Genomic DNA, 18167 nt, shown 5'->3' with positions numbered 1-18167 from the left:
GAGCCGTGGGGATCGGCGGCGTACGGCGTCGGTGGCTGTCCACGGTGCGACGAGCGCGGCGGCCGCGGAGACGGCGGCCGCCATCGCGAGCCCGGCGAGCACCCAACCGGCGATGAGGGCCGGGAGGTCGGGGGCTGCGGCCACGATCAGCAGGCCGACGAGGGAGAACGCCGCGGTGGTCGCCCCGGCCGGCCAGTCGGTGGCAGCGGTGATCTGGGGGTTGGGGACGGGGAAGGCGTAGGAGGAGATGCCCCGGCTCGCGATCTGCGTGGTGCGGAGGACGGGCGGGGCGGCGCGGGGCCGCGACCGGTCCCCTGCTCCGGTCGCGGCCCCGCGTGCGGGGTGCCCAGGCCGGTCACGAGCCGCAGCAGCCGCCCGCCGGGATCTGAGCCCGTTCGGCAGCCGTCCCGGCCGTGGCGGGGGCGCCGAGCCGGACGAGCTGCGGCGCGGGCGCGCAGCAGCCGCCGCCGTCGGCCTCCTGGGCGTCGGGGGCGTCGAACAGCCCGGCGCCGCCGCAGACTCCGGTCTCGGGCAGGGCGAGTTCGACGCGGTCGGCGGAGGCGAGGTCGCCGGCGATCGCGGCGGCCACGGAGCGGACCTGCTCGTAGCCGGTCATCGCCAGGAACGTCGGGGCGCGGCCGTAGGACTTCATCCCGACCAGGTACACCCCGGGTTCGGGGTGGGAGAGCTCGCGGTGGCCGTGCGGGTGGACGGTGCCGCAGGAGTGCTGGTTGGGGTCGATCAGCGGAGCCAGCGCGACGGGTGCCTGGAGGCGTTCGTCGAGGCCCAGGCGCAGCTCGTCGAGGAAGGACAGGTCGGGCCGGAAGCCGGTCAGGACGATCACCTCGTCGACCGCGTCCAGGCGGCGCCCGTCCTCGCCGGCCAGGACCAGGCGGCCGTCGGTGCCGCGCTCGATCGCCTCGGTGCGGAAGCCGGTGACCGCGTCGGCGTGGCCGTCGTCGACGGCGGCCTTCGCCGCCAGGCCCAGGGCGCCGCGCGCCGGGAGCCGGTCGGCCTCGCCGCCGCCGAAGGTGGAGCCGGAGATGCCCCGGCGCAGGATCCACACCCCCTTCGTCCCCGCGCCGTCGTCGGACTTCGCGAGGTCGGCCAGGTACGCGAGGGCGGTGAACGCGGAGGCGCCGGAGCCGATGACGGCGGTGCGCCTGCCCGCGTACCGGGCGCGGACGGCCGGGTCCTTCAGGTCCGGGACGCGGTAGGTGATCCGGTCCGCGGCCGCCTTCTCGCCGAGCGCCGGCAGGCCGCTGCCGCCGGCCGGGCCGGGCGTGGCCCAGGTGCCGGAGGCGTCGATGACGGCTCGGGCGAGGACGCGCTCCTCACGGCCGTCGGCGTGGGCGACGTGCACGACGAACGGCTGCTGCTCGCGGTCGGCGTCCACGATCCGGTCCCGGCCGGCCCGGGAGACGCCGGTGACGCGCGCGCCGGTGCGGACGCGGTCGCCGAGGACGTCGGCGAGCGGCTGCAGGTACAGCTCGGCCCAGTCGCCGCCGGAGGGGCAGGCGGCCGGGTCGGGCCGTGTCCAGCCGGTGGGGGCCAGGAGCTTCTCGGCGGCCGGGTCGACGACCTCGCCCCAGGTGGAGAACAGGCGCACGTGCGACCACTCGCGCACCGCGGCGCCGGCGCTCCGGCCGGCTTCCAGCACCAGGGGCTCGATGCCCTGGTCGATCAGGTGGGCGGCGGCGGCCAGACCGGTGGGTCCGGCCCCGATCACGACGACGGGCAGCTCGGTGGTGGCGGGCGCGTTCACGGCGACTCCTCGCGTGCTTCGACATCTGTCGATGGCTTGCCCGGCCCAGCATGGCATCTGCATTGATGAGCGTCAACATAGACATTCATCAAAATAAGAGGGGTCACTCATGGAACACGTCGACGTCGCCGCGACCGGCGGCGGCCAGTGCGGACTCGCCACCGCCCACGCCCTGCCGAGGCACGGGCTGCGGCCGGTCGCGCCGGAGGCGTCCGACCGCACGGCCGGGTCGCGGCCGCACCGCTACGACAGCCTCACGCCGTCCTCACCCGCCCGGTACGGCTCCCTGCCCGGGGTGCCGTTCCCCGGCGCCGACCGCGACCGCCACCCGCACCGCGACGAGGTCGTCGCCCACCTCACCGCCCGGCCGCCCACCTCGCGCGCCGATGGCGGCCCACCCCTCACTGGTTCGACATGTGTCAACATAGGCGCATGTCGAACGCGAAGGCGCTGCCGCTGCTCGAGCCCGCCGACGGCCAGGGCGTGGCGCCGTGCTGCCCACCGCTGGCCGAACGCCCGATGACCGCCCAGGAGGCCGAGACGGCCGCCCGGATGTTCAAGGCCCTCGGCGACCCGGTCCGCCTTCGGCTGTTCTCCGCCGTCGCCTCGCACGAGGGCGGCGAGGCGTGCGTCTGTGACATCTCCGACGTCGGCGTCTCCCAGCCCACCGTCTCCCACCACCTGAAGAAGCTCAAGGAGGCCGGGCTGCTCACCTCCGAGCGACGCGGCACCTGGGTGTACTACCGGGTCGAGCCGTCCGTGCTCGCCGCGATGGGCAAGCTGCTGGCCCTGCCTGCCGCGGCCTGACGACCGGACGGGCGGCGGGGGAAGCGGTGAGCGGGACGCCGGGTGCGGTGGCCGTGCCGCCGGCGACCACCACCGCACCCGTGTGCTGCGTCACGGGGCCGTCGTCACCGCGTCGGCGGCGAACCTCCCGCGCCAGGCGAGCGCGACGTGGACCAGGCCGATCAGCACCGGGACTTCGATGAGCGGGCCGACGACGCCGGACAGGGCCTGGCCGGAGGTGACGCCGAAGGTGGCGATGGCGACCGCGATGGCCAGCTCGAAGTTGTTGCCCGCCGCGGTGAAGGCGAGGGTCGTGGTGCGGTCGTAGGCCAGGCCCAGGGCCTTGCCGAGGAGGAAGGCGCCGAAGAACATGACCGCGAAGTAGACCAGCAGCGGCAGCGCGATCCGGGCGACGTCCAGCGGCTGCGAGGTGATGGTCCTGCCCTGCAGGGCGAAGAGGACGACGATCGTGAACAGCAGCCCGTACAGGGCCCAGGGGCCGATCCTCGGCAGGAACTTCGCCTCGTAGTCGGTGCGGCCCAGCTTCTGCTCGCCGATGCGGCGGGTGAGGAAGCCGGCCAGCAGCGGGACGCCGAGGAAGACGACGACGTTCAGCGCGATGTGCCACACGGGCACGTCCAGGCCCTGGCCGTCGCCGAGGTTCGTCCAGCGCGGCAGCAGGTCGAGGTAGAACCAGCCCAGCAGGCCGAACGCGAGGACCTGGAACACCGAGTTCAGTGCGACGAGGACGGCTGCGGCCTCGCGGTCGCCGCACGCGAGGTCGTTCCAGATGACGACCATGGCGATGCAGCGGGCCAGGCCGACGACGATCAGGCCGGTGCGGTACTCGGGCAGATCCGGCAGGAAGATCCAGGCCAGCGCGAACATCACCGCGGGACCGACGATCCAGTTGACGACCAGGGAGGACACCATCAACTTCCGGTCGCCGGTGACGCGGTCCAGCCTGTCGTAGCGGACCTTGGCCAGGACCGGGTACATCATGACCAGCAGGCCGAGCGCGATCGGCAGGGAGATCCCGCCGGTCTCGATCTTCGCGAGCGCGTCGTTCATCCCCGGGATCAGGCGGCCCAGGCCCAGGCCGGCGGTCATGGCCAGCAGGATCCACACCGCGAGGTAGCGGTCGAGGGCGGAGAGCTTCTTGACGATCGAGTCGTCCCCACCGCCGGCCGGAGCGGGGGCGGTGGCGGGCTCGGCGGAGGTCACGGGCAGGCCCTCTTGTTCCCGGCGGCGGTGCGGGCGGAGGCCGCGAGTTCGGCGAACCGCTCGGACAGGCCGGCCAGGACCTCGGGCTTGAGCTTGTAGTAGGTGAAGCGGCCGCAGGGCTCGGTCTCCACGATCCCGGCCTCGCGCAGCACCTTCAGGTGGTTGGACAGGTTGGTCTGCTTGGCTCCGGTCTCCTCGACCAGGTGCGTCGTGCAGAGCGTCTCGCGCGCCAGCAGGGTGACGATCTTCAGGCGGAGCGGATCGCCCAGCACCCGGATCACATCAGGATCGACTGAAGTCAGCATGCACTGATACTTTCACGTCATCGCTCGCTGATACCAGCGAGGGCTGAAGTCATCGGCGGCCGGGTTCCGCCGTGCGACGGGAGAGAACGATCACCATGGCCGACAAGCCGTCCGTCCTGTTCGTCTGCGTCCACAACGCCGGCCGCTCCCAGATGGCCGCCGCGTGGCTGACCCACCTGGCCGGCGACCGCGTCGAGGTCCGCTCCGCCGGCTCCGCCCCCGGCGACCGGGTCAACCCGGCCGCCGTCCAGGCCATGGCCGAAGTCGGCATCGACATCTCCGAGGAGACGCCGAAGATCCTCACCGTCGACGCGGTCCGCGAGTCGGACGTCTGCATCACCATGGGCTGCGGCGACACCTGCCCCGTCTTCCCCGGCAAGCGCTACCTCGACTGGAAGCTCGACGACCCGGCCGGGCAGGGCGTCGAGGCCGTGCGCCCGATCCGCGACGAGATCAAGACCCTGGTCGAGGGCCTGATCGCCGAGATCGCCCCGGAGAAGACGACATGAGCGGGATACGCGACGTCGCCGTCACCGGCTCCGGACCCGCCGGATAGGCCGCCGCCCTGCCCACCGCCCGCGCCCGGCCGAAGCCCCTGCTCCTCGGCAGCGGCGTCTTCGCCGGCGGATCCCTGACGACCACGACCGAGGCCGAGGACTTCCCCGGCTTCCCCGACAGTCCCCCCTACAGCCGCGGGTCCACCGGCTCCGACTCCAGCGCCAGGACCCCGAAGACCGCCTCGTGCACCCGCCACAGCGGCTCGCCCCCGGCCAGCCGGTCGAGGGCTTCCAGGCCGAGCGCGTACTCCCGGATCGCCAGCGACCGCTTGTGGTTCAGGAACCGGGTGCGCAGCCGGGCCAGGTTCTCCGGGCGGGTGTACTCGGGACCGTAGATGATCCGCAGGTACTCGCGGCCCCGGCACTTGACGCCGGGCTGCACCAGGCGGCCCTGGTCGTCGCGGACCAGCGCGCCGAGGGGCTTGACGACCATGCCCTCGCCGCCGCGGCCGGTCATCTCCAGCCACCAGTCGACGCCCGCCCGCACCGACTCGGGGTCGGCGGTGTCGACGTACAGGCGGCGGGTGGTCTGCAGCAGTCCGGTGCCGTCGTGCTCGACGAGCCGGTCGATCAGGGCGAGCTGCTCGTCGTGCGGCAGGCCCGCCATGCTCCGGCCCTGGACGGCCAGGATCTGGAACGGCGCCAGACGCACTCCGTCCAGCCCGTCCGTCGTCCAGCAGTAGCGGCGGTACGCCTCGGTGAACGCGGCGGCGTCCGCGGCCCGCTCGCGCTGGCGCGCCAGCAGCTCCGCCACCTCCACGCCCCGCGCGGCGGCGCCCTCCAGGGCGGCCAGCGCGCCCGGGAGGACCGCGCCGGAGGCGGCGCCCACGGCGGCGTACTGCGAGCGCAGCAGCCCGGACGCCTTCAGCGACCACGGCATCAGCTCGGCGTCGAGCAGCAGCCAGTCGGTCTCCAGCGCCTCCCACAGGCCCGCCTCGCCGGCCGCCGTGCGCACCCGGTCGAGGATCTCCCCGGTGACGGACGCGTCGTCGAAGAACGGGCGGCCGGTACGGGTGTACAGCGAGCCGGCCGGTCCTTCCCCGACGCCGAACCGCCTGCGCGCGGCCTGCGCGTCCCGGCACACCAGGGCCACCGCCCGCGACCCCATGTGCTTCTCCTCGCACACGACCCGCGCGACGCCGTCCTGCCGGTACTGGGCGAAGGCCTCCGCCGGGTGCTCCAGGTAGCCGTCGACGCGCGAGGTGGCCGTGGGCGCCATGGTCGGCGGGAGGTAGGGCAGCAGCCGCGGGTCCACCGCGAAGCGGCTCATGACCTCCAGGGCCGCCGCCGCGTTCTCCTCGCGGATCGCCACACGGCCCTGGTACCGGGTCTCCACGGCCCGCCGGCCGTGCACGTCGGCCAGGTCCAGCGGCCGGCCGTCGTGCCCGCCGGGCGCCTCGGTGCGCAGCGGCCTGGCCGGCTCGTACCAGACCCGCTCGGCCGGTACGTCGACCAGCTCGCGCTCCGGCCAGCGCAGCGCGGTGAGCTTGCCGCCGAAGACGGCGCCGGTGTCCAGGCAGATGGTGTTGTTGAGCCAGGTGGCCTCCGGGACCGGGGTGTGACCGTAGACGACCGCCGCCCGGCCCCGGTAGTCCTCGGCCCACGGGTAGCGCACCGGCAGCCCGAACTCGTCGGTCTCACCGGTCGTGTCGCCGTACAGGGCGTGCGAGCGGACCCGGCCGGAGGTGCGGCCGTGGTACTTCTCCGGCAGGCCGGCGTGGCAGACCACCAGCCTGCCGCCGTCCAGGACGTAGTGGCTGACGAGCCCGTCGATGAACTCCCGCACCTCCTGCCGGAACTCCTCGCTCTCGCCCTCCATCTGCGCGATGGTCTCGGCGAGGCCGTGGGTGGGCCGGACCTTGCGGCCCCTGAGGTGGCGGCCGTACTTGTTCTCGTGGTTGCCGGGCACGCACAGCGCGTTGCCGGACTTCACCATGGCCATCACGCGGCGCAGCACGCCGGGGCTGTCCGGGCCCCGGTCGACGAGGTCGCCGACGAAGACGGCCGTGCGGCCCTGCGGGTGCGCGCCGTCGACGTAGCCCAGCTTGCCGAGCAGCGACTCCAGTTCGGCGGAGCAGCCGTGGACGTCGCCGATGATGTCGAACGGGCCGGTGAGGTGGGTCAGGTCGTTGAACCGCTTCTCGGTGACGACGGTGGCGTTCTCGACCTCCTCGACGCCGCGCAGCACGTGCACCTTGCGGAAGCCCTCGCGCTCCAGGTGCCGCAGGGAGCGGCGCAGTTCGCGGGTGTGGCGCTGGACGACCCGGCGCGGCATGCCGGCCCGGTCGGGGCGGGCCGCGTTGCGCTCGGCGCACACCTCCTCGGGCACGTCGAGCACGATGGCCACGGGCAGCACGTCGTGCTGCCGGGCCAGGTCGATCAGCCGGCGCCGGGCGTCCTGCTGCACACTGGTCGCGTCGACGACGGTACGGCGTCCGGCGGCCAGCCGCTTGCCCGCTATGTAGTACAGGACGTCGAAGGCGTCCGGCGTCGCGCTCTGGTCGTTCTCGTCGTCGGAGACGAGCCCGCGGCAGAAGTCGGAGGAGATGACCTCCGTGGGCCTGAAGTGCCTGCGGGCGAAGGTGGACTTGCCCGAGCCGGAGGCCCCGACGAGCACGACGAGGGAGAGGTCGGTGACGGGGAGGACCCGTCCACTGCGGTTCTCGCTCATGCGGCCTTCGCCTCCTTCGCGTCGCTGCCCAGGGTGAACACGGCCATCTGCGTGGGTGGTCCCACCTCGGGGTCGTCGGGGCCGACGGCGGCGAACTCCACGCCGTACCCGTGCCGTGCGGCCACCGCCCGCGCCCACGCCCGGAACTGTGCGCGGGTCCACTCGAAGCGGTGGTCGCCGTGCCGGAGGTGCCCGGCCGGCAGGGTCTCCCAGCGCACGTTGTACTCGGCGTTCGGGGTGGTCACGAGGACGGTGCGGGGGCGGGCCGAGCCGAACACGGCGTACTCCAGGGCGGGCAGCCGGGGCGGGTCGACGTGTTCGACGACCTCGCTGAGCACGGCCGCGTCGTATCCCTTGAGCCTGCTGTCGGTGTACGCCAGCGAGCCCTGGAACAGCTTCACGCGGGCCGCCTGCCGCTCCCCCATGCGCTCCAGTCCCAGCCGCCGGGAGGCGAGGGTGAGCGCCCGCATCGACACGTCGACGCCGACGATCTCGGTGAACGACGGGTCCTTCAGCAGTTCCTGCACCAACTGGCCCTGGCCGCAGCCGAGGTCCAGGACGCGGGCCGCGCCGGACCGCCGGAGCGCGGCCGTGATCGCCTCCCTGCGCCGCACCGCCAGCGGCGTCGGCCTCTCCTCGGTCCGGGCCTCCGCCTCGGCCGCGTCGTCGGTCTCCCCGGCCGCGGTGTCGATCTCCCCGACCGCGTTGTCGATCTCCTCGACCTCGCTGTCGTCGGCCTCGGCCAGCCGGAGCAGCTCCAGCCGCTCCATCGCCTGCCGGGTCAGCGACCGGCGCCGCGAGAGGTACCGGCTGGTGATGAGCGTCTGCTCGGGGTGCTCGGGCAGCCAGTCCTCGCCGGCCCGCAGCAGCTTGTCGACCTCGTCGGGGGAGACCCAGTAGTGCTTGGCGTCGTCGAGCACCGGGAGGAGGACGTAGAGGTGGCGCAGGGCCCGGGCGAGGGTGAGCGCCGAGGACTCCAGCACCAGGCGCACGTAGCGGGAGGCGCCCCATTCGGGGAACTGCCCGTCCAGTGCCACGGGGTCCGCGGTGACCGTCCAGCCCAGCGGTTCGAAGAGCCGCCGTACGAGGTCCGGGCCGCCGCGCGCCGGCAGTGCGGGCACCTCGACGCGCAGCGGCCTGGGCTGCCCGGGGAGGTCCGGCCTGGCGTTGCACACGCCCTTCATCGCGCTGGAGAACACGCGGCTGAGCGCCACGGCGAGCAGGGAGGAGGCCGCGTAGGGGCGGTCGTTGACGTACTGCGCGAGGGCGGCGTCGGGGGCGCCGCCGCGGCCCTTGCCCCTGCCGCGCCGGACCAGTGCCACCGCGTCCACCTCCAGCAGCAGCGCCGCCGTGCAGCGGCCGGCGTCCGCCTCGGGGTAGAGGACGTGCGCCGTGCCGTAGGAGGTGGAGAACGCCTGCGCCTTGTCGGGGTGCTTGTGCAGCAGGAAACCGAGGTCGGTCGCCGGGCGCTCGGGCGTGCCGGTGGTGCTGATCGTCAGGAACACGGTGGGCTGCCTCGAAGTGGGGTCTGGACTGCGGAGGGCGTGCCGGGCGGTTCCGCCGCGGTGCGCATCGTGCGCGCACGCGCCGGACGGCACCGGCCGCCGTGGACGGCGACGCGTGCTCCGGTGACGACGGCTCCTGGCCCTGCCCGGTCGCGTGGCGATGCGTAGGCCGCGCCGCGCCGGTGCGCCCGTGCGGCGCCTCCTCGCCGGCGCGTCCCGTACACCGTACAGAGCGCCGATCAGCGGCACCCGGGATTTTTTCCCCGCGGGACGGCCGGCGCGGACGGGGGTGTCATGACGCGGGTCCCCGCGCCGCCGGGGGCTCCCCCGCCGCCGCGGGCCGGTGCCGGGCCGTCCGGTGGTGCCCGGGCCGGGTTCCTGTACGACCGGCACCGCGCGGTGCCGGGGGCCGGCCCGCTCCCAGCCGCGGGACGTGACGGGCGGGGAGCCCGTGAGGACGGACGGCTCCGAGGGCGAGGGGGCGGCGGTGCGCACGGACCGCCCCGCCGGGGCCGGGAGCGGCCGGGCCGTGCGCGAGCCGCTTCCCCGGGCCACGGGAGCGTCCCGGCCCGCCGGTTCGCTACGACAGCTGCGACTGGACCTGGGAGGAGATCAGTTCCAGGTGGTCCAGGTCGTCGAGGTCGAGGACCTGGAGGTAGATGCGCCGGGAGCCGATCTCGGCGTAGCGGCCGATCTTGTCGACGACCTCGGCCGGGGTGCCGGCCAGGCCGTTGAGCTTGAGTTCGTCGACCTCGCGGCCGATCGCGGCGGCCCGGCGGGCGACCTCCCGGTCGTCCTTGCCGACGCAGACCACCAGGGCGTTGGAGTACGTGAGGTCGCCGGGGTCGCGGCCGGCCTCCTGCGCGGCGGCGCGCACCCGGCCGAACTGGCGCTCGCTGTCCTCGACGGACGCGAAGGGGATGTTGAACTCGTCGGCGTAGCGCGCGGCCAGGCGCGGGGTGCGGGTGGCGCCGTGGCCGCCGATGAGCACCGGGATCCTGTCCTGCGCGGGCTTGGGCAGCGCGGGCGAATCGGTCAGGTCGTAGTACGTGCCGTGGAAGGTGTAGGTCTTGCCGACCTCCGTCGCCCACAGCCCGGTGACGATCTCCAGCTGCTCCTCGAGGCGGGCGAACTTCTCCTTGGGGAAGGGGATGCCGTACGCCTTGTGCTCCTCCTCGAACCAGCCGGCTCCCAGGCCCAGCTCGACGCGTCCGCCGGACATCTGGTCGACCTGCGCGACCTGGATGGCGAGCACACCGGGCAGCCGGAAGGTGCCGGCGGTCATCAGCGTGCCGAGCCGGATGCGCTTGGTCTCGCGGGCGAGGCCGGCCAGGGTGATCCAGGCGTCGGTGGGGCCGGGCAGGCCGTCCACGGAGCCCATGCGGAGGTAGTGGTCGGAGCGGAAGAAGGCGTCGAAACCGAGGTCCTCGGTGGCCTTGGCCACGGTGAGCAGAGTGTCGTAGGTGGCCCCCTGCTGGGGCTCGGTGAAGATGCGAAGATCCATGCCTCCATCCTGCCCGCTCGGGCGGCGGCTGCCTCTCCGGACCCCCGGCCCCGGGGTGATCGCAGGCCGGGGCGGAGCCGGACCGCCCGGCCACCGCGCCGGCCGGTGACCGCCGCTCCCGGTCCGCGGACGCCCGCGCGGGGCGGCTACCCGGCCTCCTGCTCCGACAGCACCTTCTCCCGGTCCGCGAGCCTGCGGAGCATCTCCAGGACGCGGTCGCGGGACTCGTCCGCCGCGTCGATGGCCTCCACGCACTGCCAGTACGTGCCCTCGTCGTCCGCGGCGCAGGCCAGGCCGACGAGGGCGATGCCGACCTCGCCGAGCAGGCCGCCGAGGTACATCAGGGTCTGGCGGGCGTCGCCCAGTTCGGTGAGCTGGGCCGCGCGCAGCTCACCGAGGTCGAGCCGCGGCGTGTCCAGCACTCCGCAGCCGCGCCCCGCGAGCTCCGTCAGTCCCAGTGCCTCGCCGCGCAGTTCGGGCGGGCCCGCGACCGCGAGGCGGCTTCCTATCGCCTGTGCGAGGGCCTGCGCCTGCCACACCTCCGCGAGGATCCCCGGCTGGTCGCCGCTCGCGGCCAGGGCCCGCCTGCTCGTCACGATGAGCCGCATCGCGTCCATGCGCTGCCCCCGTCCGTCTCGACGCGCGCTCCGCGCGTCCGCCCGAACTCCCATGCCCGTCCACTACCCAGAGTGAAGGGCGTTGAGACGAAAAGCCAGAGGAAGACGGAAATCTCTGGACAACAATTCAGAATCGCCCCACCCGTTGACTACGCAGGGTAATAACGGAATGGTTGCCTCCCTACGGGGCCGGGAACCTGCGCTCGTTCCGTTCGATCTTGGCGTCCAGGGCCGCGAGCGGATCGACCCCCAGCACCTCGCACAGTTGCAGGAGGTAGGCCAGGACGTCGGCGACCTCGTCCGTCACGCGGTGCGCCGTGCCGGGGTCCGCCATGACGCGCTCCGACTCCTCCGGCGTCAGCCACTGGAAGATCTCGACCAGTTCGGAGGCCTCCACGCTGAGGGCGATGGCGAGGTTCTTGGGGGTGTGGTACGGCTGCCAGTCGCGCGCGGCGGCGAACTCGGCGAGCCGGCGCCGCAGCGTCGCCAGGTCCGGCGGTCCGTCCCCGCGCCGGCCGTTCTGAGGATCAGTCACGGTTCAGGTGTACCACCGTGACGCCCCCGGTCCCGGCGGCCCAGGACGCGTCACCGACCGCGCCGACGAACCGGATGTGCCCGCGCTCGCACATCCGCGCCGCCAGCCGCAGCAACTCCCCGCGCTGCCGGGCGTCCAGGCCCCGGTCGAAGCCGTCGGCGAGGACGGTGAGGGTCCGCAGCGCGGCGGGCACCTCGCCGGGCGCGTCCACCTCCAGGACACCGGGCCCGGTGAACAGCACCAGCGCGAACGCGAGATACCTCAGCTCCCCGTCCCCCAGCCGCCCCAGGCCGGTGCGGATGCCGTCGCCGCGGTCGAGCAGCGCGCGGACCGTGCCGTCGCTCCCGGCGCCGGCCAGCACGTCCGCGACGGGCCCGGCGCAGCCGGCGCGCACCGCCGCGACGAACTGCGCGTGCCGCCTGCCGCACTCGGCGCGGGTGCGCCACAGCACGTCGGCGAGGTTGTCGCAGCCGCCGAGCAGCCGGCCGGAACCGATCGGCACGGGCCCGCGCATGCGGCCGGGACGGGGATCGCAGGCGAAGGCGGAACGCAGGGCGACCACCATCTGTTCGGCGGCGGCGAGCACCCGGCGCTGTCCCGGCGTCCGGCCGGCCACCCGCAGCGGCAGCAGCGCGGTGCCGAGCCGGTCGTCCGGCAGCGGGGCACGGGTCACCGGCGACGACCCGGCCGTGTGCCAGGCGGCCTGCACGCTGCGCCGCCCCGGATCGCGCAGGGCGGTCTCCAGCAGGACCAGCCCGCCGGCCGTCAGCCGCTCGCCCACGACGCGCAGGTCGGGCTCGGCCTGGACGGCGAGGTCGAGCCGGACGGGTCCCTCGGGGCCGTCGGCCGTGCAGCCGATGCGGAAGCCGCGGCGGCGCTGGGCGTCGGGCCGGGCCCGCTCCGGCACGCAGGCGACCGGGTCGGGGAACACCTCGCCGAGCCCGGCGCCGCCGCCGAGCCGGGCGAGCGCCTCGTAGGCCCGCAGCGCGCTGGTCTTGCCGCTGCCGCTGGGCCCGGCGAGGAGGGTGAGCGGGCCGAACGGCAGCGCGACGCGCCGGTGCGCGGCGAAGGCGGCCAGCCGCAGCTCGGTGACCCGGGGCCGGTCCGGGTGCCCGCCGCCGGGCGCCGCGGGGGATTCCGCGAGCGGCTGTGCGGGGGCGGAGGGGACGAAGGGGACGGTCATGTGCGGACGGTAGGGCCGCCGCGCGGGGCGGAACCGTTCCGCCGGGGCGGCCTTCCCACGATCGGGCGACCGGCCGCCGCCCGGCGCCCGCTCACACCCCGGGGACCCCCGCCTCCTCCATCAGCCCCGTCACCTCGGTGTCGGCGGGCGTCAGCAGGAACACGTTGCGGTCGACGCGGTGCATGCCGCTCGCCAGTCCGAAGACGACTCCCGTGCTGAAGTCCAGGACCCGCTTGGCGACGTCGGTCTCCGCGTTGGTCAGGTCGAGCAGGACGGGCACGCCCGCCATCAGCGTCTCGGCGACCTCACGGGCGTCCGCGAACACGTTCACGCGCAGCACGACGAAGCGGCGCCGCGCCTCGGTCTCGGCCTCGGGCATCGCCCGGTGGCCGACGGCGGACGGCCAGGCGTCGCGGCCCCGCAACGGCACGACCTGGGCGAGCCCCTCCCACTGTTCGTCGGTGACATCGTGGCTGTTCACCGGCACGCTCCGTCCTGGCTCGCACTGACTGTCTGCATCGGGCAATTGTTGCGCATGGTCACCCGTTCGGCCCAATAACGACACGCTCCGCCAGACCGCCCCCCGTGCGCCTGGGCGCCTTCACGGCCGCCCGCCGGACCGGGGAGGAGGACGAGGAGGGGGCGCACTGCCGTGCGACGCCGCCGACCGGAGTCGCCGCGGCGGGGCCGGGTACTCCCCCTGCATGGTCCCTCATCGGTACCCGGCGCCGCCCCGCCGGCGCCCCTCGCGACGAGTCGCCCGCCGTTCCCACGGGGCCGGCCGCCGGCGGCCCGGCTCGCACGTCTCGAGCAGGAGGAGGACGGGATGACGGCCGAGGCGACGAAGGCGGCGAGACTGGTCGCGGAGGCCGCGGCGGACGCCCCGCTCGAAGAGGTTCCGCGGCGGGTGTGCGCGGCGGTGTGCGAAGGGCTCGGCATGGACGGGGCCACGCTGTCGCTGCTCACCGACACCCCCTCCCGCCAGTTGCTCGCCGCCTCCGACGACGACGCGCTGCTGCTGGAGGAGATCCAGTTCACGGTGCTGGAGGGCCCCTGCATCAGCGCCGCGCACAGCGCCGAGCCGGTCGCGGTGCACGACCTGCGCCACGAGCTGACGCCCTGGCCCCTGTTCGGGGCCGCCCTGCGGGAGAGGCTGCCGCACGTGGAGTCGGTGTACGCGCTCCCCCTCTTCTTCGGCGACTACGTCCTCGGGACGGTCGACCTGCTGGCGCTTCGGCCCCACGCCCTGTCCGAGGAGGCTCTGGAGCAGGCGTCCTACGCGGCCGACGCGGTGGCGACCGCGCTCATGTCGACCCGCGAGATGCTGCTCACCGGGGGGCGGCCCCCCGCGTGGGAGCCGGAACCGGTCGTCCGCGCCCACTGGTTCGACACCGCGCGCGCCGTCGGGGTCCTGGCCTCCCGGCGGGGCGTCTCCCCCGAGGAGGCGCTGGCCCTCATGCGCGCCCGGGCCTTCGCCACCGGGGGGTCGCTGGCGGACATCACCGCGGACATCCTGCGCGAACCGCCCCGCACGGGGTGAGTGCGCGGCGGTCGGGGGACGAGGGCACGGGCGTCCCGTCCCGCGTCTGCCTCCCCGGCGCGCCTGCCTCCCCGGCCGGGCCCGACGGGAGCCGCCGGCCTGGCGGCAGGAGCAGCCGGACCGGCGGGGCAGCCGGACCGGCGGGGCGGCTGGACAGGCGGCTCACAGGACCGTCGGGACCGCCCCGGGCTCGACGCGGGCGCGCCGGCCGTGGGGGCAGTGGACGATCCGGTCGCCGAGCCCGATCCTCTCGGCCTCGGCGAGGAACGCGGCCAGCGGCGAACGCATCACCGTGTAGTCGCCGTAGTGCACGGGCAGCACCAGCCGGGGATCGAGGCGCCGGGCGAGCTCGGCGCCCTGCGCGCCGTCCATGGTGACCAGGAATCCGCCGGGCAGGAGGGTGCCGCCCAGGTGGAGGAGGGCCAGGTCGGCGGCCGGGAAGCGCCGGCCGATCTCGTCGAGGCCGTCGTACAGCAGGGTGTCGCCCGAGACGTACAGCCGCAGCCGCACCGGTCCCTGGGCGGGGCCGAACTCCAGCATGCTGCCCATCACCGGCGGCAGCAGACCGCGCAGCAGCCGGTGCCCGGCGTGCCGGCCCGGCAGGGCCGTGACCCTGACCTGCGCCGCGCCGTGCCGCAGGGTGAACCCCTGCCAGGTGCGCAGGCCAGCGGTGCGGCGGAAGCCGTGCACCACCCTCAGACGGCGCGCGGCGTGCGGTGTGGTCAGCACGGGCACCATGTGGTCCAGGTGCCGGCGGGCCCGGCGGTCCCAGTGGTCCCCGTGCAGGTGCGACAGCACGATGCCGTCGAGCGGGGGCAGCTCGTCGACGTCGAGGGCCGGCTCGGTCAGGCGCCGGCTCAGCAGTCCGTATCCGAGGTAGGCGTACTGCCCGCGGTGCAGGAAGTTGGGGTCGGTCAGCAGGGTGAGCCGCCCGTAGCGGAGCAGGACGGTCGCGTTGCCGATGAAGTGGACGTCGACCGCGTCGTCCGGGGGGCCGTCCGTGATCCGAGGCATGGCCGCGCCTTCCGCCGAGGGGTGGGGGCACCGCGTCGCACCAGGGGGTGTTCGTGCGCTCCTCCGGCGTGCGGAGTACCCCCGGCGGGCCGGATCACTCCCTCCCCGCGCGCCCACGGCCGGTCTCGCGGGGGGGACCGGCGCGGCCCGGGACCGGGCGGGGCACGGCACCGCCGTCAGGGCATGCCGCTGGCCTCGACGATCATCTTGGTGACCGCGTCGAGGCGGCCTCCGGCCAGGACCTGGCGCTGCCGGTCGGCGCCGGTTCCCTCCTGCAGCAGGCGGTGCACCAGCGCGGTGACCCCGCGGCTGTCTCCGGCCGCCTCCAGTGCCGGGGCGACGTGCTCCAGCAGCCCGCACACCACGTCGCCCGCCCGTCGGCGCCGGCCCGCCGGGTCGACGAGGTCTCCGCTGAGCCCGTGCCGGGCCGCCTGCCACATCGCCACCCGCAGCAGTTCCGCGGCCGGCTCCGCCGGCGCCGCACCCGCCGCCGCCTCGCGGATCGCGGTGTCGGCCAGCGCCCGCACCAGACCGGCGAACATCACCGCGTCGTCGGTGCGCAGCTGCACGTCCAGGCACCGCACCTCCACCGTCGGATAGCGCTCGGACAGCCGGGCCTGCCAGTAGACCTGCCCGGCGTCGTTGATCACGCCGGTGGCGAGCAGCCGCCGGACCCGTGCGTCGTAGTCCTCCTCGTCGGCGAAGTGCGGCGGGATGCCGCTGACCGGCCAGCGCTCGAAGACGACGGTGCGCCAGCTGGCGAATCCGGTGTCGTGCTCCTCCCACAGCGGGGAGTTGGCCGCCATACCGGTCAGCGTCGGCAGCCACACCCGGAGCCGGTTCAGCACCTCGACGCCGACGTGCCGGTCGGGGACGCCGACGTGCACGTGCATGCCGTTGACCATCTGTTCCGCCACGAGCTGCGGAGCCTGCCGCTGCATGGCCTTGTACCGGGTCTGCTCGGTGACCGGCACGGGCACGGCCTCCCGCCGCAGCGGCGTCCCGCTGGCCATGATCCGGCAGCCGTGCGCCTCCGCCGCCCCGGCCACGGCGTGCCGCAGCCGCAGCAGGTGACCGCCGACCTCCTCCAGCGTGCCGCACACGGGCGTGGCCACCTCGACCTGGGCCTGCAGCAGCTCCGACTGGATCTCCCGGGAGGTGACGAAGGGCTCCACCCCGGCCGCGGCGCGGACCTTCTCCGCGTAGGGAGCCAGCAGACCCGTGGCCGGATCGACCAGCAGGTACTCCTCTTCGACACCCACGGTCGTCATGGGCCGACGCCTCCGTTCCCACCGGACACCACCCCGGCTCGAAACGGTCGCGCTCCGGCCGGACACCTTCCGGTGAGCCGGGCGCGGCCCCGTCTGCTGGAGAGTGCCCCAAGCAAGTGCCGCAAACAGGGCATTCCAAACATGGCACCGAACGGCGCCCGTGTACAGAGGAGCCGTCGGAGCGGGTGACGCCGGCCCGGTGCGGGCCGGCGGGCGGGTCCCCGACGACGGCGTCGGGGCTGTCGTCGCAGAAGGCGCCGACGGTCACACCAGGGCGACTTCGCACCACACGGTCTTGGCGCAGGGGTCTTCGCCGGTGGTTCCCCAGCGGGTGGACAGGGCCGCCACGAGGAAGAGCCCCCGGCCGGACTCCAGGTCGGGGGAGGGTGGCGGAAGGGTGCCGGGAGCGGGCGGGCGGTGGTCGGGGCGGGGGTCCGTGACTTCGATTCACCCAGCGTGGTCGACCGCCCCCCATGCCGGCCAGTGACGATCGCAGTACGCAGAGTCACTGCCCGGTCCTTGTCCGGCTCTGTCCGGGAAGCGCGGCGTGACGCGGTCCGCCGGTGAGGAGTTGGGCACGGGCGGCACATGGAGGTGTACGGACATGGGTGTGACGGGGCAGGGGACGCAGGGCGGCGACGGGATGGAGCCGTACGGCGCGGACGACGAGGAGTCGGCGGCGGTGCTGCGGACGGTCGGCAGGGTCGTCAAGACGTGCCGTGAGCGGAAGGGGCTCACACAGGCCGAGTTGGGGGCGGCCATCGGCTACAGCGAGGAGCAGGTGTCCTCGGTGGAGCGGGGGCGGCGGGCGCCGAGCCCGACGTTCCTGGAGGCGGCGGATCAGGTGGTGGACGCCGGTGGACTGCTCGTCGGGCTGAGGAAGGACGTGGAGCAGGCCCGGTATCCGAAGAAGGTGCGGGATCTGGCGAAGCTGGAGGCGGAGGCGGTCGAGATCTGCGCCTACGACAACTCCGTCGTCAACGGGCTCTTGCAGACGGAGGAGTACCTGAAGGCTGTGTTCGGCTCGCGGCGTCCGGCATTCTCCGAGGAGGAGGTGGAGCGGCTTGTGGCTGCGCGGTTGGCGCGACAGTCGATCATCCACGAAAAAGGAACGATCCCAGCGTTCAGCTTCGTGCATGATGAGGCTGCCCTTCGTCGGCCGGTCGGAGGCAGAATGGTCCTGCGCCGACAACTCGAACGGCTGTTGGAGGTCGGGCAGATGCGGAACGTGGAGGTCCAAGTACTGCCCCTGGACAGCGAGGACAACGGCGGTCTCGACGGCCCCTTCCATCTGCTGCGGCTGAAGGAGGGCACCACTGTGGGGCACAGCGACATCCAGCTCGTCAGCCGACTGGTCTCGGACCGCCGGGAGATCCAGATCCTTGAACTGCGCTATGGAATCATCCGAGCTCAGGCCCTCACGCCACGAAAGTCGCTGGCCTACATCGAGAAACTGCTTGGAGAGACATGAGCCTGAAGCACCTGGACGGTGACAGCACCGAACTGGAGTGGTTCAAGAGCAGCCACAGCAATCCCGATGGAGCTGCCTGCGTCGAGGTCGCCTTCACCCCCGGCACCATCCACGTCCGGGACTCGAAGCGCAGGCAGGGCCCCCAGCTCGCCTTCGGGCCCCGGCAGTGGGCCGCCTTCGTCTCCCACGCAGCCGACCACTGACGTACGACATGCCGGC

17 protein-coding genes and 3 pseudogenes are annotated in these 18167 nt (G+C 74.1%); 6 read left to right on the top strand and 14 right to left on the bottom strand.

Features of this window, described 5'->3' with window-relative positions; all coding sequences use genetic code 11:
* Positions 1-75: 75 nt before the first annotated feature.
* Positions 76-402 (bottom strand): annotated as a pseudogene (locus AB0L29_RS13405) (MFS transporter); the annotation flags it as partial.
* Positions 356-1765 (bottom strand): NAD(P)-binding domain-containing protein, encoded by a 1410-nt coding sequence (locus AB0L29_RS13400; RefSeq protein WP_365826497.1) that lies wholly within the window; start codon positions 1763-1765, stop codon positions 356-358. The pseudogene AB0L29_RS13405 and the gene AB0L29_RS13400, both read right to left, overlap by 47 nt.
* 432 nt (positions 1766-2197) lie before the next feature.
* On the opposite strand from AB0L29_RS13400, the gene AB0L29_RS13395 reads away from it, so the two are divergent.
* Complete coding sequence (locus tag AB0L29_RS13395; protein ID WP_365826495.1) at positions 2198-2572, top strand: metalloregulator ArsR/SmtB family transcription factor; 375 nt, start codon at positions 2198-2200, stop codon at positions 2570-2572.
* Positions 2573-2662: 90 nt separating this feature from the next.
* On the opposite strand, the gene arsB is transcribed toward AB0L29_RS13395, so the two are convergent.
* Complete coding sequence (arsB, locus tag AB0L29_RS13390) at positions 2663-3775, bottom strand: ACR3 family arsenite efflux transporter (protein WP_365826493.1); 1113 nt, start codon at positions 3773-3775, stop codon at positions 2663-2665.
* Positions 3772-4080, bottom strand: a complete 309-nt coding sequence (locus AB0L29_RS13385) for a metalloregulator ArsR/SmtB family transcription factor (RefSeq protein ID WP_365826491.1) — start codon at positions 4078-4080, stop codon at positions 3772-3774. The genes arsB and AB0L29_RS13385 overlap by 4 nt, the downstream gene beginning before the upstream one ends.
* A 95-nt stretch (positions 4081-4175) precedes the next feature.
* On the opposite strand from AB0L29_RS13385, the gene AB0L29_RS13380 reads away from it, so the two are divergent.
* Both AB0L29_RS13380 and AB0L29_RS13375 read left to right on the top strand, forming a co-directional pair.
* Entirely contained in the window at positions 4176-4589 is a 414-nt protein-coding gene (locus tag AB0L29_RS13380; RefSeq protein WP_365826489.1) for an arsenate reductase ArsC, read from the top strand.
* Positions 4586-4756: pseudogene (locus AB0L29_RS13375) on the top strand (thioredoxin-disulfide reductase); the annotation flags it as partial. The gene AB0L29_RS13380 and the pseudogene AB0L29_RS13375, both read left to right, overlap by 4 nt.
* Before the next feature lie 8 nt (positions 4757-4764).
* Here the strand turns inward: AB0L29_RS13375 and AB0L29_RS13370 are convergent.
* The 7 genes from AB0L29_RS13370 to AB0L29_RS13340 all read right to left on the bottom strand — a co-directional run bounded on the left by AB0L29_RS13370 (position 4765) and on the right by AB0L29_RS13340 (position 13139).
* Positions 4765-7308: a polynucleotide kinase-phosphatase gene (locus AB0L29_RS13370; RefSeq protein WP_365826487.1), complete on the bottom strand. Its 2544-nt coding sequence runs from the start codon at positions 7306-7308 to the stop codon at positions 4765-4767.
* Positions 7305-8813: a 3' terminal RNA ribose 2'-O-methyltransferase Hen1 gene (locus tag AB0L29_RS13365; protein ID WP_365826485.1), complete on the bottom strand. Its 1509-nt coding sequence runs from the start codon at positions 8811-8813 to the stop codon at positions 7305-7307. The genes AB0L29_RS13370 and AB0L29_RS13365 overlap by 4 nt, the downstream gene beginning before the upstream one ends.
* Positions 8814-9393: 580 nt before the next feature.
* Entirely contained in the window at positions 9394-10317 is a 924-nt protein-coding gene (locus AB0L29_RS13360; protein ID WP_365826483.1) for an LLM class F420-dependent oxidoreductase, read from the bottom strand.
* Between the two features lie 146 nt (positions 10318-10463).
* Complete coding sequence (locus AB0L29_RS13355) at positions 10464-10934, bottom strand: DUF6099 family protein (RefSeq protein ID WP_365826481.1); 471 nt, start codon at positions 10932-10934, stop codon at positions 10464-10466.
* A gap of 181 nt (positions 10935-11115) precedes the next feature.
* Positions 11116-11469 (bottom strand): nucleotide pyrophosphohydrolase, encoded by a 354-nt coding sequence (locus AB0L29_RS13350; RefSeq protein ID WP_365826479.1) that lies wholly within the window; start codon positions 11467-11469, stop codon positions 11116-11118.
* Positions 11462-12652 carry an ATP-binding protein gene (locus tag AB0L29_RS13345; RefSeq protein WP_365826477.1) on the bottom strand — a complete coding sequence of 397 codons (1191 nt, stop codon included), beginning with the start codon at positions 12650-12652 and terminating at the stop codon, positions 11462-11464. Before AB0L29_RS13345 ends, AB0L29_RS13350 begins: the two co-directional genes overlap by 8 nt.
* Positions 12653-12743: 91 nt before the next feature.
* Positions 12744-13139, bottom strand: a complete 396-nt coding sequence (locus tag AB0L29_RS13340; protein WP_365826475.1) for a cell division protein SepF — start codon at positions 13137-13139, stop codon at positions 12744-12746.
* A 339-nt stretch (positions 13140-13478) separates the two neighbouring features.
* On the opposite strand from AB0L29_RS13340, the gene AB0L29_RS13335 reads away from it, so the two are divergent.
* The gene (locus AB0L29_RS13335) at positions 13479-14192 is read left to right on the top strand and encodes a GAF and ANTAR domain-containing protein (protein WP_365826473.1); all 714 of its coding nucleotides are present in this window, start codon (positions 13479-13481) and stop codon (positions 14190-14192) included.
* A gap of 162 nt (positions 14193-14354) precedes the next feature.
* Here the strand turns inward: AB0L29_RS13335 and AB0L29_RS13330 are convergent, their stop codons facing one another.
* The 3 genes and pseudogenes from AB0L29_RS13330 to AB0L29_RS13320 form a co-directional block, all read right to left on the bottom strand.
* Positions 14355-15206 (bottom strand): MBL fold metallo-hydrolase, encoded by an 852-nt coding sequence (locus AB0L29_RS13330; RefSeq protein ID WP_365826471.1) that lies wholly within the window; start codon positions 15204-15206, stop codon positions 14355-14357.
* A 176-nt stretch (positions 15207-15382) separates the two neighbouring features.
* Positions 15383-16477, bottom strand: a complete 1095-nt coding sequence (locus AB0L29_RS13325; protein ID WP_365826469.1) for a glutamate--cysteine ligase — start codon at positions 16475-16477, stop codon at positions 15383-15385.
* 264 nt (positions 16478-16741) lie between these two features.
* A pseudogene (locus AB0L29_RS13320) lies at positions 16742-16924 on the bottom strand (ATP-binding protein); the annotation flags it as partial.
* A gap of 157 nt (positions 16925-17081) precedes the next feature.
* Between AB0L29_RS13320 and AB0L29_RS13315 the strand changes: the two are divergent.
* Both AB0L29_RS13315 and AB0L29_RS13310 read left to right on the top strand, forming a co-directional pair.
* Positions 17082-17948 carry a helix-turn-helix transcriptional regulator gene (locus AB0L29_RS13315; protein WP_365826468.1) on the top strand — a complete coding sequence of 289 codons (867 nt, stop codon included), beginning with the start codon at positions 17082-17084 and terminating at the stop codon, positions 17946-17948.
* Positions 17945-18151: a DUF397 domain-containing protein gene (locus AB0L29_RS13310; RefSeq protein WP_365826466.1), complete on the top strand. Its 207-nt coding sequence runs from the start codon at positions 17945-17947 to the stop codon at positions 18149-18151. Before AB0L29_RS13315 ends, AB0L29_RS13310 begins: the two co-directional genes overlap by 4 nt.
* Positions 18152-18167: the final 16 nt, after the last annotated feature.

Source organism: Streptomyces sp. NPDC052701 (genome assembly GCF_040678355.1).
Lineage (GTDB): Bacteria > Actinomycetota > Actinomycetes > Streptomycetales > Streptomycetaceae > Streptomyces.
The sequence above is the reverse complement of the archived record's forward strand: the minus strand, read 5'-3'. Positions and strand labels throughout refer to the sequence as shown.

Coding starts and splice junctions, on each gene's coding strand:
- AB0L29_RS13395 (WP_365826495.1), top strand. CDS start 2,198: ATGTCGAACGCGAAGGCGCTGCCGCTGCTCGAGCCCGCCGACGGCCAG.
- AB0L29_RS13310 (WP_365826466.1), top strand. CDS start 17,945: ATGAGCCTGAAGCACCTGGACGGTGACAGCACCGAACTGGAGTGGTTC.
- AB0L29_RS13330 (WP_365826471.1), bottom strand. CDS start 15,206: ATGCCTCGGATCACGGACGGCCCCCCGGACGACGCGGTCGACGTCCAC.
- AB0L29_RS13370 (WP_365826487.1), bottom strand. CDS start 7,308: ATGAGCGAGAACCGCAGTGGACGGGTCCTCCCCGTCACCGACCTCTCC.
- AB0L29_RS13325 (WP_365826469.1), bottom strand. CDS start 16,477: ATGACGACCGTGGGTGTCGAAGAGGAGTACCTGCTGGTCGATCCGGCC.
- AB0L29_RS13315 (WP_365826468.1), top strand. CDS start 17,082: ATGGGTGTGACGGGGCAGGGGACGCAGGGCGGCGACGGGATGGAGCCG.
- AB0L29_RS13335 (WP_365826473.1), top strand. CDS start 13,479: ATGACGGCCGAGGCGACGAAGGCGGCGAGACTGGTCGCGGAGGCCGCG.
- AB0L29_RS13355 (WP_365826481.1), bottom strand. CDS start 10,934: ATGGACGCGATGCGGCTCATCGTGACGAGCAGGCGGGCCCTGGCCGCG.
- AB0L29_RS13360 (WP_365826483.1), bottom strand. CDS start 10,317: ATGGATCTTCGCATCTTCACCGAGCCCCAGCAGGGGGCCACCTACGAC.
- AB0L29_RS13345 (WP_365826477.1), bottom strand. CDS start 12,652: ATGACCGTCCCCTTCGTCCCCTCCGCCCCCGCACAGCCGCTCGCGGAA.
- AB0L29_RS13385 (WP_365826491.1), bottom strand. CDS start 4,080: ATGCTGACTTCAGTCGATCCTGATGTGATCCGGGTGCTGGGCGATCCG.
- AB0L29_RS13380 (WP_365826489.1), top strand. CDS start 4,176: ATGGCCGACAAGCCGTCCGTCCTGTTCGTCTGCGTCCACAACGCCGGC.